Source organism: Oceanobacillus limi (genome assembly GCF_900111445.1).
Classification (GTDB): domain Bacteria; phylum Bacillota; class Bacilli; order Bacillales; family Amphibacillaceae; genus Ornithinibacillus; species Ornithinibacillus limi.
The window spans coordinates 23227-40494 of sequence record NZ_FOHE01000003.1 but is presented as its reverse complement, the minus strand read 5'-3'; the positions used below and the strand labels follow the sequence as shown (position 1 = coordinate 40494).

At 36.8% G+C, this 17268-nt stretch carries 11 protein-coding genes and 1 pseudogene; 5 read left to right on the top strand and 7 right to left on the bottom strand.

What is annotated here, in order from left to right; all coding sequences use genetic code 11:
• Positions 1-213: 213 nt before the first annotated feature.
• From BMX40_RS04470 to BMX40_RS04450, 5 genes and pseudogenes are all read right to left on the bottom strand, one after another.
• A complete protein-coding gene (locus BMX40_RS04470) occupies positions 214-2889 on the bottom strand; it encodes an S-layer homology domain-containing protein (RefSeq protein ID WP_090867274.1) in 2676 nt (891 codons plus the stop codon).
• Between the two features lie 345 nt (positions 2890-3234).
• On the bottom strand, positions 3235-5058 hold the full coding sequence (locus BMX40_RS20755) for an S-layer homology domain-containing protein (protein ID WP_090867273.1): 1824 nt from the start codon (positions 5056-5058) through the stop codon (positions 3235-3237).
• Between the two features lie 151 nt (positions 5059-5209).
• Entirely contained in the window at positions 5210-5983 is a 774-nt protein-coding gene (gene tagH / locus BMX40_RS04460; RefSeq protein ID WP_090867271.1) for a teichoic acids export ABC transporter ATP-binding subunit TagH, read from the bottom strand.
• A gap of 15 nt (positions 5984-5998) precedes the next feature.
• The gene (locus tag BMX40_RS04455) at positions 5999-6826 is read right to left on the bottom strand and encodes an ABC transporter permease (RefSeq protein ID WP_090867269.1); all 828 of its coding nucleotides are present in this window, start codon (positions 6824-6826) and stop codon (positions 5999-6001) included.
• A gap of 121 nt (positions 6827-6947) precedes the next feature.
• Positions 6948-8144, bottom strand: a pseudogene (locus BMX40_RS04450) (CDP-glycerol glycerophosphotransferase family protein); the annotation flags it as partial.
• Positions 8145-8541: 397 nt separating this feature from the next.
• Here BMX40_RS04450 and BMX40_RS04445 point away from each other — a divergent pair.
• The 5 genes from BMX40_RS04445 (at position 8542) to tagD (BMX40_RS04425) (ending at position 13952) form a co-directional block, all read left to right on the top strand.
• Positions 8542-11109: an SH3 domain-containing protein gene (locus BMX40_RS04445; RefSeq protein WP_090867266.1), complete on the top strand. Its 2568-nt coding sequence runs from the start codon at positions 8542-8544 to the stop codon at positions 11107-11109.
• A 222-nt stretch (positions 11110-11331) separates the two neighbouring features.
• Positions 11332-11730 carry a glycerol-3-phosphate cytidylyltransferase gene (gene tagD / locus BMX40_RS04440; protein ID WP_090867264.1) on the top strand — a complete coding sequence of 133 codons (399 nt, stop codon included), beginning with the start codon at positions 11332-11334 and terminating at the stop codon, positions 11728-11730.
• Positions 11723-12898, top strand: a complete 1176-nt coding sequence (locus BMX40_RS04435) for a CDP-glycerol glycerophosphotransferase family protein (RefSeq protein ID WP_090867262.1) — start codon at positions 11723-11725, stop codon at positions 12896-12898. The genes tagD (BMX40_RS04440) and BMX40_RS04435 overlap by 8 nt, the downstream gene beginning before the upstream one ends.
• Positions 12899-12936: 38 nt before the next feature.
• Positions 12937-13329: a glycerol-3-phosphate cytidylyltransferase gene (gene tagD, locus BMX40_RS04430; RefSeq protein ID WP_090867260.1), complete on the top strand. Its 393-nt coding sequence runs from the start codon at positions 12937-12939 to the stop codon at positions 13327-13329.
• 230 nt (positions 13330-13559) lie between these two features.
• Positions 13560-13952, top strand: coding sequence for a glycerol-3-phosphate cytidylyltransferase (gene tagD, locus BMX40_RS04425; RefSeq protein ID WP_090867257.1), 393 nt, complete (start codon positions 13560-13562; stop codon positions 13950-13952).
• Positions 13953-13999: 47 nt separating this feature from the next.
• Here the strand turns inward: tagD (BMX40_RS04425) and BMX40_RS04420 are convergent, their stop codons facing one another.
• Positions 14000-15649, bottom strand: coding sequence for an amidohydrolase (locus BMX40_RS04420; protein WP_090867255.1), 1650 nt, complete (start codon positions 15647-15649; stop codon positions 14000-14002).
• 163 nt (positions 15650-15812) lie between these two features.
• Positions 15813-17246 carry a sodium:solute symporter family protein gene (locus tag BMX40_RS04415; protein ID WP_090867254.1) on the bottom strand — a complete coding sequence of 478 codons (1434 nt, stop codon included), beginning with the start codon at positions 17244-17246 and terminating at the stop codon, positions 15813-15815.
• Positions 17247-17268: the final 22 nt, after the last annotated feature.

The window sequence follows — 17268 nt, the reverse complement described above, 5'->3', positions numbered from 1 at the left end:
TTTTGTTTTACATCTTAGCAAACTATAGTTTTCAATTATAATTAATAATGGCATAGTTAATATATAGAAATATTAAATTGGTTGTATAGAGTAGTGGGGAATATAATGATAAATAAACTAAAAAAAGAAGAGTCCTGCAGAAATCTCTACAGGACTCTATTTTTACTTTAGTACCATAATACTTGTTAGTAATATGACTTACTACAAATTTAATTAGTTACCTTGATTATCTTTAGTTTTAGTTGAAACTGTTACCGAACCAGTAGCTTTATTACCATCTGCATCTTCAACAGATAATACAGCGTTATCGTCGCCTTCTGGAACAACTTCTACAGTAGCAGATTGTCCTACGTTAACAGCGTCAGATAATGTAATAACTACATATTCGTCACTTGTATCTGTATCACTAATAGAAGCAACAGTTTGAGTTGATCCTTGTACAGTTACTTTGAAGTCATCACTATCAGGAGTAGTAATTACTTCAGAGAACTTAACAATAAGATCAGTAGTTGTTGTATCTGTATCATTTGCAACTAAGTATTGACCACCAGCAACTGTTGGTGCAACATTATCTGTTAGGCCTAAAACAGTTTCATAAGCTTTTTTAGTTTGTAAGTCACCTACAACACGTACGCCATCTTTAGTAGTTACACTTGAATCAATTGTGAACTTGTAGTCTGTAGATGTTTCGAATGAACCTTCAGGTAATGTTATTTGTACTGTTGTTTTATCACCAACAAAGTCAACTTCAGTACCAGCAGGCAACGCTTTACCATCTAATTGATAGTTAGAAACAGATAATGCTGAATTATCCATTTCAACACCATAATCAACAGTGATTTCATTGTCTGTATTTATAGATGGAGTAGTACCATTTGTAACAAATTCAACATACTTAAAGAAGTTATTTGATGTTGATTGAACAGTAGCTGTTAATACATCATTTTTATTTGCATTTAAGTTATATGCAGATACATCATTTTTAACTACTTCGTACTGAACTTTACCTTCAGCAAATTCTACAGTATATGGCTCATCAGCCACGGATCCAAGTGTGATTTCTACGACGTCAGACCCATTTAATGTAATACCAGTTGGAGTAATAATAACTCCATCTTTATCTCTTACAACTACATCAGATAGTGCAGGTGCACCAGATAAAGCCCCATCAAAATCAATTACTAAGTTTGATCCAGAAATAGCAGTTGTTTCAATAGCTGGTTTGTTAGAATCTTTAGATAGAGTCACTGTACCTTCATATTTTGAACCAACATAATCCGCAGAATCTTTGTAATTTTCGAATGTAACATTTAAAGAAACACTTGTTTCCCCATCTTTATATAATGGATTTAATTCGCCAGATGCAGGTTCAGTAATTGTTACATAGTAACCAGGTTTACCAAGGTACGTACCTTGTTCATAGTATACTTTATTATTCTCATCACCAGCACCTGCACTTACATCAGTACTTAATTGGGAGTTATCTCCACCTACAGTGAAAGTATGGTTACCTTTTTCCACTATGAATGATGCATCTGTAGCAGTAGCAGCTTCACTTAACTCAATAAAGAACTTATTAGCATTTAATGATTCTACTGATACAACTTCAGGTGCTTGTTGATCAGCTGATAGGTTGTAAGTTGAAGTAACAACGCTAGCTACATTAGCAACAGTTCCTTTTGTATCAGCTAAATCAAAAATAACAACCTCATGGTCTCCAGCCTCTCCTGCTTTTGTTTGTTCATCAGCAGTAAGACCAGATACTGTATACTTATAGTTGCCAGCTGCAGTATCATCAACAGCAGCTAAAGAAGATGATCCAAGAGCAACACCATCTAATTTAATTAAAGTAGTTGTAGTATCAACTGGTCTGTCAAATTCTAGTACTAAGTCAGCACCGTTAAAGCCAGAAGAAACTACAGCTGGTGCAGATGTTACATCGAAAGGAACTTCATTTGTAGTAAATCTTTCAACTTGTTCACCATTTACACCTTTAACTGAATCTTTAACTTGTAGTACGAATTTATCTCCACTAGAGAATACAACGCCATCTAAACGGATTGTCGCTGTGTTTCCAGATACTGAAATATCTTCGATATTACCAGTTTCATCTGCTCCATTAATTTCCAGCTCATAGTTAGCCGCATTAGAAGCAGTTGCTATATCAACATTTTTGCTGAATGTTACTTGAATTTCTTCAGCGTTAATCGCACTTACACTCTTAACTTCTGGTGCTGCAGCTTCTTGCTCAGCAACAAATTTTTGAGCTCTATCTAAGAAAGTTGCGAAGGATGCACGAGTTACGTCACCTGTTGGGTTGAAATCTTCTGTTTCAGTAGTAATTCCAGCGTTAGCAAGAATTTGTACATTTGCTTGGTGACTTGGACTTACGTTGTCAAGGTTAACTGCAACGTCTTCAAGATCATAAGAATCAAGGTCAAATGCGCGAACTAATACAGTTGCCATTTGCTCACGGTTGATTTCTGTCCAAGAAGAGAATACACCAGAGTTACCTTGGAAATATCCTGCTTCTGTTACAGCTGCGATTTCAGCCGCATTATCAGAGTCAACATTTACGTCAGTGTAAACGTCTAGTGAACTTTCAAGGTCACTTGGAGCTTTTAGACCTTTAGCACGAGATAGCATTGCTGCAACTTGTGCACGGTAGATAGATTCCCAAGGACGGAAAGTATCATCTTCGTAACCAGTGATTACGTTTTGTGCACTCAAGTTCATGATTGCATCGTAATGACTTGGAATACCTTCTTTTGTTACATCAGAGAAACCTGATGCTGAATCAGCAGAAACTGCTGGTGCAACAGCTGCAACTACAGTAGATGCTGCCATTGTTGAAATTGCTGCTTTACGGAAAGTTTTATTGTTAGCCATAAAAACTTTATCCTCCCTTAAAATGATTTATAATTTTCTGCCCTTTCAGACCACATATATCTATGTATAAATACTAAATGAAGAATATAGGGCCTAAGTGACAGATTATTAACCTAGTAGACATTGATTCCAATATAGTATAATTGTAGTAGTAAATTCTGTCAACTATTGTCAACTATATTTATAGAATCATATTCTTATAGATGAAATATTAGTGCATGTTTTGTCTATCAAAACCAATATAACTTCTAGGCATGTCTACATTTTACATCCTAGAATAGTAGGTTGCAAGTCCTTTTTACGGTAAATTAGACCCATTATACCCAATTTTTAACTGAAAACTTATTATTTTTGTATTGCTCGGTAAATAAAAGTAGCAAATTGACCCCGAGTGACCGTTTCACTAGGTCGATAATCATCAAGTGCAACCGTAATCCCATGCTGAGCTAATAGATCAACATTTTTTTTGTGTGAAGGTGATACATTTTCAAGATTTACTCCTGTTTCAACACCAATATCCTCCAGTTCAAATGCATTTGCGATTACAGTAGCCATTTGTTCACGAGTTAACGGCCCATCCATAAATCTTCCATTATTTCCACGAAATATTTCTTCCTTATACGTTGCTGCAATTTGATTGGCGTAATCATGAGAACTGCTAATATCACTATAATTGTCTAATATCGAACTTACATTGCTTGGTGTTGGTATGTTTAGAGCACGTGTAAAGATTACTGCTGCATGTGAACGTGATACCTCTTGTTCTGGTCGGTATGCTTTAGATCCATCCTGCAATGGATATCCAGTAATGGCCTCCATGTCAACTAATGCATAAATTCCATCATAATGGGACGAGCTTGATGCCACATCAATAAAACGGATTTTCTCCTCCAAATGATTCGAATGAATCCAAACCTGTTTTCCTGCAAGATAACCTCGATACCAAGTGTTATTTCCAACCTCTTCCGTTAAATTAACAAGGAAAGTATTACCTAAGTACGGGTATAAGTCGGAATAGACTAAATTCTTACTTCCACCCCACGCACGATTATACGCTTTTCCTGATCCATTTATTACTTCAAATTCCTTTTCCCTTCGATCTACACCAACATGCGAATAAACCTGCATATCCTTACTATTTACCCATCCAACAGTTCCTTCACTACTACTTGGTTTCTTGCTAATTAAATAATAGACTTCAGTACCTTTCTTTAATTGTTGTTTGATGTAATATACATGGTTGGTGTATTCTGTACCAGCTGTTTCATAATCGTCTTTTAATAATGGGTCTTGGTAAATTCGCACCTGCTTCGAACGAATATGACCAAGCTTACTCGTACGTTCAAACGTTGCCATGTCGTTGTATTTTTCCCCTACTAACATGACAAACTCCTCCCATGAATAACCCCATTTTGAAAAATAACCAATAGGATCGGTATGGGTTGTACCACCTAAAAAGCGACTAACGGCATTATGTGACCATAAAGTACCGGTGCCGTTATACTCTGCACTAACGACTCCAAGGTCATGTTTGTGTAATAAGGAAGCAATATAGGTTGCATAATTATTAACCGAACGAGCAAATTCGTTGAAGGTATGAACGCGTACTAGTTCTACATGAATGAAGCGCTCATTCGCATAACGCCCTGCCCCCCATGATGCATATTTGGTCGGGTGGATTTCAATCACACGATCATCGTCAACAAATGCATGAACAAAAGCATTTTTATAGTTTCTTGTCATATACGAAATTTCACCAGTAATTGTTGAGGAGTTATTCGCTGTTTCATGTGCTACAACTCCTTCTGGCTTACCATACCGAAAAAAGATTGTTGGAAAGACAGATTTATGATCAAACTCTATAGAAGGTGTTGCTAGATTCCTAGAAGAGATATAGTTATTTACATCCGGGTATACGGATTGTATATTCCGTGCATCAGTCTCAATTGGATCGTGAATATGATCATCTTCTACAACTCCATCACGCCATCCTTCAGGTACATACTGCAATTCTTCCTCGGTAAGTTCACTTATATCTTCCCCATATACTTCCGTACCTTTTTTTATTGTAGTGGATTCATCTTCTTTTTCCGCTGCAGATACAGGATGAAATGAAGATAATAGAATAATATTCAAAAATGCGGTAACAGTGATGATTGACTTTTTCATAGAATAGCTATCCCCTTATCAAATAGAATTATAGATTGATATTTATATGAAATAATTTTACAACAATATTCGTCTTTTTAAAACATAATTCAACAAAAAAAGAAGACAAGCACATGTCTTCTGTACAAGTCTTCTATAATTATTGTTACTACTATTCGGCCGCGTCTCGATAGGCTTGTTTTTCTTTACTAGACATCTTTTTCCATTTCTTGAGGAATTCTTCATACTTTGGGATAACCTCATCAACTGTTCCAAATTCCTTTACCTTACCAAACTCTAGCCATAAAATTTTCTCGCAAAACTGTTTCATCTGTCCAATCGAGTGGCTAACAAAAATCATCGTTTTACCAAGTTTTTTAAACTCTTTCATCTTTTGTAAGCTTTTTTCGGCGAATGCCTTATCCCCAACGGATAACGCTTCATCAATAATTAAAATGTCTGGATCAACCGTAACGGAAATCGCAAAACCCAATCTCGACTTCATCCCACTAGAATAGGACTTAACAGGCTGATCAATAAACCTGCCTAACTCCGAGAATTCAATGATTTCTGGTTCCATCTTTTTAATTTCTTCTTTGGAAAAACCAAGCATCAAGCATTTTAATTCAATATTATCTCGGCCGGAAAGATCTCCCTTTAATCCAGCCGAAACAGCGATCAGCGCAGTTTCTCCATTCACTTTCACGGATCCAGATGTTTCTGGAACAATCCCTGCGATAATATTGGACAATGTTGATTTACCCGATCCATTAATCCCAACAAAGCCAATTACATCCCCTTTTTCCGCTACGAAACTGACATCCCTTAAGGCATAAAAGTCATCCCCATAGCTTTTCGGAGTAATCAGATCGAGGATTCTTTCCCGACCAGATTGATATAGCTTATATTTTTTCGTTATATTGCTAGTAATAATCGCTGATTCCATTATAATCACAAGCCTTTATAAGTAATCGATGAAATGTCTTCTAAATTTGACGTGTAACATGGAGCCGAAGAGGAATAATACAATAATTAATCCCCAGAAATAGATCGTATATTCCCAGTTGGTTACAAAATACCAATCCGTTCCAAATAAAGCCGAACGATATCCTTCTATTAAATAATACAGCGGATTAAGCTTCAAAATCATAATTAACAATTGATTATCACTTAATGCTTCTGATATCGGCCAAAGGATCGGCGAAAGATACAGTAGCATTCGTAGTGTCGCATTTAGAAACATATGAACATCTCGTATAATAGTAGATAATGTTGACATAATTAATGATAGTGAAAACAACAAGCAAAATGTAGCAAATATAAAATAAAAGAATTGTAAATAATAAATATTAATAAAAAACCCCATGAAATGTAAGATGATAATCGTAATCAAAAGCATAAATAAATGAACGTAAAATTGAGAAAAGATAACGACATTCGGTATAACACTCATGGGAAAGTTCATCTTGGAAAGCATTCGCAGCCTACTATAGATGGACTTCGAACCTTCAATTGTAGATTTATAAAAGAAAATCCACAATATAAATCCCCCTAGTAGCCATGCAATAAACGAAACATCTTCCCCATTCGATAGCTCTATTTCGGACTTTTCACGAATACTCCCAAATACAAACCAATAAATTAGGATTTGAATGACTGGATTGATAATCTCCCATGCCATCCCTAAATAATTGCTTTTATTTTTACTTTTTAATTCATATAGAGAAAGTCGTCTTACCAAATAAAAGTTTTCAATTTGTTCTTTCACGACTTTTATAGAAGATTTCATATACTTTTCCTCTCAAACCAGGTTCTCTTAACCGTGTTATTGCACATTATTAGATTATACAATTTCATTATTTAAAAAACAATCGAACGTTAACTTCTACATCTATTGTACACCAATTCCATTAATTAAAAACATGCTCAACTACTCTTTCACTAGCATTCCCATCTTCTAGATAGCAAAATCTCTGATGAAACTGTTCCAATGCTTCAGGCAATTCATAGTTCTCTTTTTCCGTATGATGAATTACTTCGATTATTTCGTCTGTTGATTTAACGAGTGGACCTGGAGCTTCTTCCTCAAAGTTATAATAAAAGCCACGAATATTGTCTCGATAATCCTCTATATCATAAACGTAGAAGATAATTGGTCTTTTTAAGATCGCAAAATCAAAAAAGACAGAAGAATAATCGGTTATTAATAAATCAGAAATCAAATACAGATCACGGATGTCTCGGTATTTGGAGCAATCATAAACAAATCCTTCAAATTCACGAATATCTAAATTCTCCGCAACTAAATAATGCAATCGTAAGACAATAACATAGTCGTCCCCAAAGCTCTCCTGCATCTTCTGTAAATCAAGCTGTAAATTAAATCGGTATCGTCCTTTTCCATAAAACTGATTATCGCGCCACGTTGGTGCATATAGAATTACTTTCTTTTCAGTTGGGATCCCTAATGCTTCCTTAATAGAAGACCTTGTTTCTTCCTTATTTTCATTAATTAAGAAGTCGTTTCGTGGATAGCCCGTTTCCAGAACGGTGTTTTCAAAACCAAATGCACGTTTAAATATTTCCGATGCATATTCATTTGGGGATACTAAGTAATCCCATTTTTGAGATGCCCTAAGGAAGTTACGTTTGTACTTTTCTGTATTCGTACCTGGCATTTTCACGTCTTCAATATCCACTCCTAATTTTTTTAACGGAGTTCCATGCCAAGTTTGTAAATAAATGGTTCCCTCTGGCTTCGGAATCCATAATGGCAACCGGGAATTCATTACCCAGTAATTCGCTCTTCCCATTACAAAAAGCCATTTAATAGACCATCGCTTCACATACATTACTCCTGACTCATCAAATAAGTTCGTGAAACGGCGATCAACACTCCAATATAGCTTGTATTCGGGGTGATTTTCTTTCATATATTCGAAGATTGCACGCGGATTATCACTGAACTGCTTGCCGTGAAAACTTTCAAATACTACCAACCCTTTTTTTCTAGGTAATTTACTTATAATCCGAAATGCTCGTTTATATGTTCGCTTCACAAATCGCTTTAGCTTCTTTTTCATTTTCTTTTTGTTCATACAGATAAAAATCTCCCTACATTGTTTATATATGTCTTCCATTTAAGATGTTCGCTTATTATTGGATGTATTCAAAATATCATTCAAAATCGCCTTACTCTTTCATAATTACTAAAACAGATTATACATCAATTACTTTTGGGAAGGAAAGTGCATTTTTGTGAACTGGTATGTATCAACCAAATCCGACTTGATTATTAAAAGTTTTTCATATTAATAGTCTATCACATTCACAATACCCTTTGACATTTTATGCTATTTTATGAGTAATTTCTATTAATTTATCAATTTAACTTGTTTTTTTGACAAAATCTCTTAACTTTTTACTAGATACTTGCGATAATATACAAGAATAGTAGGTTAATTATATTTACCTATTATCAAATTTCCGAAAGGTGGTGAGTATTTGAATAGACTCTATATAAAAAAATATTCCATTGGATTCGTTACCTTGTCTTTCCTTTTATTCACAGCAATTTGCTTTTTCCCTTCTGGACTGACCGCACATGCTGATACATCCTTGTCTGGGGTTGCCTTGAAAAGCCCGACGAATGTATATGAAAGTACGTCAACAAGCTCGACAGTACTAAAGGATTACTCGAAAGGGACCGTTCTCGTGTACAAGCCTTATAATGATTCTTGGTACAGTGCAACCGTTAAAGTAAATGGAACTTGGAAAAAAGGATACATTCATAAAGCAGATGTGGAAGATAAAGTGGACAATCCAGTTAGGCTTAAAGGGGTAGCACTAGACAATCCGACTGCCGTGTATAGCCAAGCTTCCTCCAATTCTAAACGTATCAAGTCCTATTCAAAAGGATCGATTCTTTATTACAATACGTTTTCTTCTGATTGGTACGAAGCAACCGTGTATGTAAACGGTAAGCCGGTTACAGGCTATATTGCTAAATCAGCTGTCGAAAATTCCATTCAAGATCAGCAAACCAAAACACAGCTAGCCCTTAAAAATAAAACAAGTGTTTATTCTAGTGCTAGTACTAGTTCGAAAGCAATTAAATCCTACTCTGCTGGTTCGAAGCTGAAATTTAAGACTTTCTCTTCTGATTGGTATGAAGCAACTGTCTATGTAAATGGGAAAAAGCGAACTGGCTACATTCACCATTCACATGTAGAACCAGCTGCCCAAGATAGTTCGAGTTTAAAAGGAGTAGCAGCCAAAAAAACACCAATCTATAAGGAAGCAACGAAGGATGGTGGCATTTGGAAATCCTACAGTAAGGGAAGTGTGCTATACTATCGAACTTTCAGTAAAAACTGGTACCAAGCAACAATTTATGTAAGTGGCAAGAAGAAAACAGGGTACATACACAAAAATGATGTAGAGAATGCTGTAGAAAACTCGAAATCACTTCAAGGTATCGGTTTGAAAGATCGAACTATTATTTACACAGATGCTTCTACAAGCTCGAAACAAGTAAAATCTTATCCAGCCGGAACAATCTTAAAATACCGAACATTTGTGAGTGGTTGGTACGAAGCAACGGTATATGTGAATGGTAAGAAGAAAACGGGCTACATCTCATCTAGTCATGTAGAAGGCTTACTACCAGAGGAGCAAAAGTCGCTAGATGCTCGGGCATTAAAAAGCCCAACGAGAATATACTCACGAGCATCCAAATCATCAAGTAGCCTAAAGTCCTATAAAGAGGGTAGTATCCTAAAAGTGAGGACATTGTCTAAAAACTGGTACGAGGTTACCGTTTATGTGAATGGTAAGAAGAAAACAGGTTATTTAGCAGTTAGCGATGTTACAACTGGTGATATTACCAACGTTACAAATTATGATTACTCTTTAGATTATATGGTAGACCAACAAATGAAGTATGGTGGTCCAAAAGCTGATGGTGCAGGGAAGGTAAAAGCAACGGAAGACGAAGTAGCTTATTATGTAAATCCTGCTAACTTCACAAAAGGAACGCAAGCATACTATCAATTTTTAGATTTAACACAGCCTGCTGGACTTAAAGTCAAAGAAATTAATGAAAACATCCTAAAAGGGAAAGGCTCGTTAGAAGGAACAGGACAAGCATTTATTGATGCGGGTAAGAAATACAATATAAATGAAGCCTATCTCATTGCCCATACCTTACATGAAACTGGGAATGGAAAATCAACTTTAGCCAGTGGTGTAAAGGTAGATGCTAAAGGAAATGTTGTATCAGACGGCTCCAAAGCTGCCCATACCGTTTACAATATGTATGGTTATGGGGCGAAGGATTCCTGCCCACTTGAATGTGGTGCTAAATATGCCTTCGACCAAGGTTGGTTTAAGCCTGAAGATGCTATTTTGGGTGGTGCAGGCAAGGTATCAGAAAATTATATTTCTCGTGGTCAGGATACATTGTACAAAATGAAATGGAATCCAGAGAAACCTGCTACCCATCAATATGCAACACATGTACAATGGGCAGTTATTCAAACGAAGAGAATAGCAGAGATATACAATTCTCTAGATAATTATATTTTGGTGTATGATGTACCTAAGTTCACGGGAGCAACGAAACCTTCAAGCCCTCCTGATACTTCAGGTGAAAGTATGACTGAATACCCTGCTAACGTCTTTGGGGTAACAACTACTGAATCGTCTAACTTAAACTTAAGGGATGATCCAGATGGTGATATCATTGGTAGTATACCACCAGCTTCCAAAATAGAGGTTCATGGAACGAACGGTACATGGCATAAAGTAACGTATAGTGGAAAAACTGGTTGGGTCCATGGTGATTACGTTGACTTTTTGAATTTATTAGAAGTAACCGTTAATAAACTTAATGTCCGTGAAACTCCAAATGGAACGTTAAAGAGTCAAATAGATAAGCAATTAGTAGCAGGAGTTTTAGATAAAGATAATAATCTAATACGCCAGGATGAATGGTACAATATTTATCATGGAAACAATAAATATTGGATAAGTGGCGGAAAAGATGCTACTGAATATGTAACCGTAAAATAATATACTCATGGAGGCACAGCCAATTTAGGCTGTGTCTTTTTTATGAAGTGTTAAGTTTGTGTAAAAAACATGTTTATATAACGCAAATTTCATAGTATACTATACTTAAAATAGTAAATGGCATATTTTAATGCCGTATACTAGTTTTTTATTTTTATTTCCAATACGAACAAAGACAACTACAGAGCATAGGATAAAACAATATATACGGAGGTTTCATCAATGAAAAAAGTAATTACTTATGGAACATTTGACTTACTTCATACTGGTCATATTAATATATTGCGCAGAGCAAAAGAATATGGCGACTATCTAATTGTTGCTATCTCAGCTGATGAATTTAATGCACTAAAAGGAAAAAAAGCATATTATACATTTGAACAGCGTAAAGCAATTCTAGAAGCAATCCGTTACGTTGATGAAGTAATTCCTGAATACACATGGGAACAAAAGGTTGAAGATGTTCAAAAGCATGATGTCGATATTTTTGTAATGGGAGACGATTGGGAAGGTAAATTTGACTTTTTAAATGAATATTGTGAAGTAGTTTATCTACCTCGAACAGTAGGAATTTCAACAACAAAAATTAAATCCGATCTAAACGAAGCAAACAATGGCTAGGGAAGTATTTATTACCCTATACCTTTTTGCTTTTCGTATACTCTTTCATATATTTAAACGGTTTCCCCAAAAGAAGAAAACAGTATTTGTTGCTTCATTTGGGGATAATATTTTATATACACTAAAAGAGGTTGAAAAGCAGACTAATGATCAAGTTGTAATTCTTCAAACCTCCCAATGCAAAACCAATTTTCATCAAGACCATTTGGAACGAAGAATCATAAATTTTGAACCCAAACAACTATTAGACTGGATTCGCTCCATATACCACCTTGCAACTGCGTCTACGATATTTATTGATAATTACTACGGGTTCTTAGCGGTATCAAAGTTCCGACCTAACGTACGCTGTATTCAATTATGGCATGCAGCAGGAGCAATTAAAAAATTTGGTTTATTCGATCCTTCGAATAAGAATCGATCCCAGCTTGCATTAAATCGATTTCATAATGTATACAACCAGTTTAATCACGTTACTGTTGGCTCAGACCGTATGGCAGATATTTTTAAACAAAGCTTCGGGTTAACGGATGAAAACATGTTAAAAACCGGAATTCCAAGAAGTGATTTCTTTTTTGATGAAGTTTCCATGGGACAAGCAGCCCAATCCTTATACAAGGTGTTTCCCACTATAAAGAAGAAAAGGGTTATTTTATATGCGCCAACATTTCGTAATAACCAAATGACCGACCCTCATATCGGATTAGAGATCGAAAACATGTATAAACAATTACATGAAGAGTATGTTTTATTATTAAAACTTCACCCTTCCATTAATGGAACGATTGACAATGATTATCCGGATTTTGTCATTAATGTTTCCAATGGATACGAAATCAGTCACTTACTTACAGTTACCGACATCCTGGTTACAGACTATTCTTCCATCCCGTTTGAATTTTCATTACTACAAAAACCAATGATTTTCTTCGCATATGATTTAGAAGCCTATCGGAAGGAACGTGGTTTTTGGGAGGACTACGAAACATTGGTACCAGGTCCCGTCGCACGAACTACCGAGGAGCTTGTGACGGTAATCCTAAGAGATGAATTTGACCTTGAGCAGGTAAAAACATTTGCAAAAGATTGGAATCAGTATTCTAATGGAAACTCAAGTAGTAATACGGTACAAGCAATATATAAAGATAGACAACGATTCCCACAATAATCTAGAATTATTATTTATATCACTTGGAGGGTTTATTTATGAAAAAAATAATAACCTATGGAACATTTGATATTTTACACACGGGTCATATAAACCTTTTGCGTCGGGCAAGGAACTTAGGAGATTATCTTGTTGTTGGTGTTTCCTCAGACGAGTTTAATGCTGAGAAGGGAAAGCAAGCTTATTATGCATATGAACAGCGAAAGGCAGTTTTAGAGGCTGTAAAATATGTCGATGAGGTTATTGAGGAATACGCTTGGGAGCAAAAGGAAAATGATATCAAAAGCCATAATATTGATATATTAGTAATGGGCGATCATTGGGAAGGAAAGTTCGATTCTTTCAAAGAATTTTGTGAGGTTGTCTATTTACCAAGGACGGTTGGTATTTCAACAAGTAAGATAAAAGAGGACTTATTAAAGAAGAAATAATTTTTTCTGGAGATCAGAAATTCATGTGTGAAGTGGATTTTTGATCTTTTTTTAGTATTGCGTCCGAACTTCTTTTGACTTCTAATTCTATCAGTAGAGGTTCTATGACGCGCCGGACGTACTAGTGCCGCCAATGCGACAAGACGCCGTGGTGGCCAGTTGTATCCGGGATAAAAATCAAGCATTTCCTCCATACTAGTCATAATGAAAGCATAGCTGGAGGGTTTAACGTGAAACGGGTAATTACTTATGGTACTTTTGATATTCTCCATACTGGACACATCAATCTACTGCGTCGTGCCAAGGAATACGGGGACTACTTAATTGTTGCCATCTCTTCCGATACATTTAATGCTTTAAAAGGCAAGCAAGCATACTACAGTTATGAGCAACGAAAAGCGATATTGGATTCGATTCGTTACGTAGATAAGGTAATCCCTGAAGACAAGTGGGAACAAAAAGTAGAAGATGTACAAAAATACAAGATTGATGTATTTGTAATGGGAGATGATTGGAAAGGTAAGTTTGATTATTTAAAGGAATATTGTGAAGTCATCTATTTACCACGAACAGTAGGTATATCTACAACAAAAATAAAAACGGACTTACAAAGTAGAAAATAATAAAGAAGAAAGAAGCATGCAATGTGCATGCTCCCTTACTTGTTATATTAATTTCTTTCGTAGACCTTCTCCCCACCGACAAACGTACTCCATACCCTTATATCTCGAATTTTCATCGGATCAATCGATGTAGGGTCCTCATCCAACACTGCAAAATCAGCTAGCTTGCCGACTTCAATACTGCCTGTGTTGTTTTCATCAAAGTTTAATTTCGCTCCATCAATCGTCATGGTACGTAGAGCTTTTTCCACACTGATGCGTTGGTCTTCACCTAAGATCTCTCCATCACGTGTTACTCGATTCACCGCTGCCCAAATAGAGAACAGGGGGGAGATTGGGGTTATTGGACAATCAGAATGAAGCGTATAAAGGATATCCCGCTCAGACGCGTCTGCTAGTGGATTAATCCGCTTGGCACGTGCTGGTCCAAGGAAGATATTTTTATGTCTGTCTCCCCAATAATACACATGGTTAATAAAGAAGGACGCCGCTACATCCAGTGTCTTAAATTTGTCTAAATCCTCTGATGTTGCTGTTTGAACATGCTCGATCCGATGACGATGGTCTTCTCTAGGGGCCTTTGTCAAGGCATTTTCATACGCGTCTAATATGGATCCGATTGCTCGATCACCATTTCCATGTATGGTTACACGGAAGCCTCTTTTGTGTAGATCTAATACTTCTTCATTGAAGTCGTCTTGGTCATTGAGGAGCTCTCCATATTCGTTTGGATCATTATGATATGGCTTCCGTAGCGCTCCCGTCATCCCTTGTATCGAACCATCTTGGAAATGCTTGGCACTATCAAGCGTTGCATTTCCATTTGTTCGTTTTTCTATTTCATTTGTTAGTTCTGCTGCCGTGTAACCATGATATGGCCCTTCTTCATTTAAGAGGTGATGCAGCACCATCAAACGCATTCTTAGTGGGTTTCTTCCATCTGCAGATGCTTTCACGTGAGCCTCTAATTCAATTTTCCCTTGATCAAGCCCCACACCTGCATCAGAGCTAGTTGTGATGCCTTCTGCTAGAAAGTCTTCTGTTGCTTCACCAATTAGAGAAGCCAATTCCTCAGCAGACGGTTCTGGTATGATCGCTTGTACTGGTTCTAGTGCTGGTAGCTCGTGTAACACACCATTCAAGCGACCATTTTCATCCCTTCCAAAGTGTCCCCCTTTAGGGTTCGGTGTCTCTTCTGTTACTCCAGCCAATTCCAAAGCTTTTGAGTTAGCGGCAGCAAAGTGAACCGAAATATGTCGTAGAAATACTGGATGTTCTGGCGCTACTTCGTCTAATTCATCTCGAGTCGGATGTCTTTTTTCCTGTAGAAGGGTATCATCATAGCCCCAGCCCATTACCCATTCGCCTTTTGGTGTATTGGCCGCAAGTTCTTTTACCCGATCGAGAATGTCTTGAATGGATTCATTAGGTGGTGTACTGCAATTTGCTTGCTTGCGAAATTGCGAATACATCAGCAAATGATTATGTGTATCAATAAATCCAGGAATAAGCGTTTTTCCTTGTAAATCAATTACTTCTGTAGCTGGATTTGTTTCAATTTCATTTAATGGAGGTTCCAACTGTGGCCATATTTTTTCAATACGGCCGTTCGCTACCGCCAAGGAGCCTGCCTTGGAATTTTTCTCGTCAACGGTTAATATCGTTGCATTTTTAATAATGAGATCTACAGTACTCATGTTGATTTATCCTTCTTTCATTGTTTGGAGTGAATTGTTCAAAAAGCGGATGGAATTGGCGCAATAAGAAATCGTATTGGACGAACTAGTATCGCAGTTATTTTTAAACTTTGCAAAATTAGCCCGTCCTCATTCCTTTTATCCTCCTATTTGAACACACAATTTAAGCTTGTTCGGTTTCGTTAGCTGAATCAAGATCGTCCCAATATACAGCGCGAACTTGTTCCGTTTTATCATGCTGTGTTAGTAAACTAATTACGACTAAACTAATAATGGACACCAAGAATCCAAAGATCGTATGGTCTAGTGCAATTCCTAGAAATGGCCAGCTTAAGGTAGCAAGTAATGCCAACGTCATACTGCCAATCATTCCTGCTTTTGTTGTTCGTTTCCAGAACATTACTGCTAGGAATGGGAATACAAGCACGGTAGCTGATAGACGTAATGCCCATTGATAGGCTGTTGCAATGTCTGTTACTAAATAAGATACCCCTAAGCCTAGAACGGTAATTATAACAACCGTAATACGCGCTGTAATCATCAATTGCTTATTATCTGCATTTGGTTTTATCAAGCGCTGGTACAGGTCACGTGTTAGATTCGAGCTCCCCTGTAAAATAAACGATGTTGCTCCTGTCATTAAGGCAGCAAGTAGACCAATAAATACGATCCCCCCTACAGCTGGCGGCAATAGTTCTGCTGTGACATAAGAGAATAATAAATCTGGATCCATATCTAATGGGACATATTGACGTGCAATTACCCCGATGGAATATGGTAGAAAAGAAATGGCACCAGCAATGACAAAGCCAGTGATTCCAGCTTTTTTCGCTACTTGTTCACTTTCGGATGCAAAAATTCGTTGCCATGTGGATTGCCATACCATGTAGAACGGACCAACAGACAATGCATAGAGCAAAATCTCTCCTAATCCTTCTGCACCAAGTGGATTTAAATACTCGGCTGGTGTATTGACAATCGCATCACCAAGTCCACCTGCATATACGATGCTAGCAATGAATAAAACAACAATACCAATGATAACAATAATCGACTGAATCGCATCCGTAATGATTGTTGCTGGTAGCCCACCAAGGATCGTAAATCCTAAAATCAAGACAAAGGATAATGCGATTCCTGTGCTCGGTTCAATATCTAACGTAATATTGAAGATTGTTGACATTCCCACCATTTGTAAGGCTAGTGTCGGAACAGAGTAAATAAATGCAGAAAGTATAGAAGGAATGATACCTGCTCTTCCACCAAAACGTTCTCCAAACAGGTCTGCCAACGTATACAACCGTTGCCTGCGTAATGGCCCTGCAAAAGCGACAATTAATAATAAACAAAATAATATTCCTGGTAAGGCAAATTTAAAGAACCCAGAGAGCCCTACCGTGAAGCCCATGCCGACCCAGCCAATAAATACAGCTGCACCACACCATGTACTAACGATTGTTCCTGTAATTTTCCAAAAGCCAGTATTCCAGCTTCCAATCAAATACTCATCATAAGTTTTCACCTTAAAGAAATAGTAAAAACCCATTGCAAACATTAAAATAAAATAAACCAAAATATAACTCAAATACCACGTCATGTTGTAAAATACTCCTTTTCAT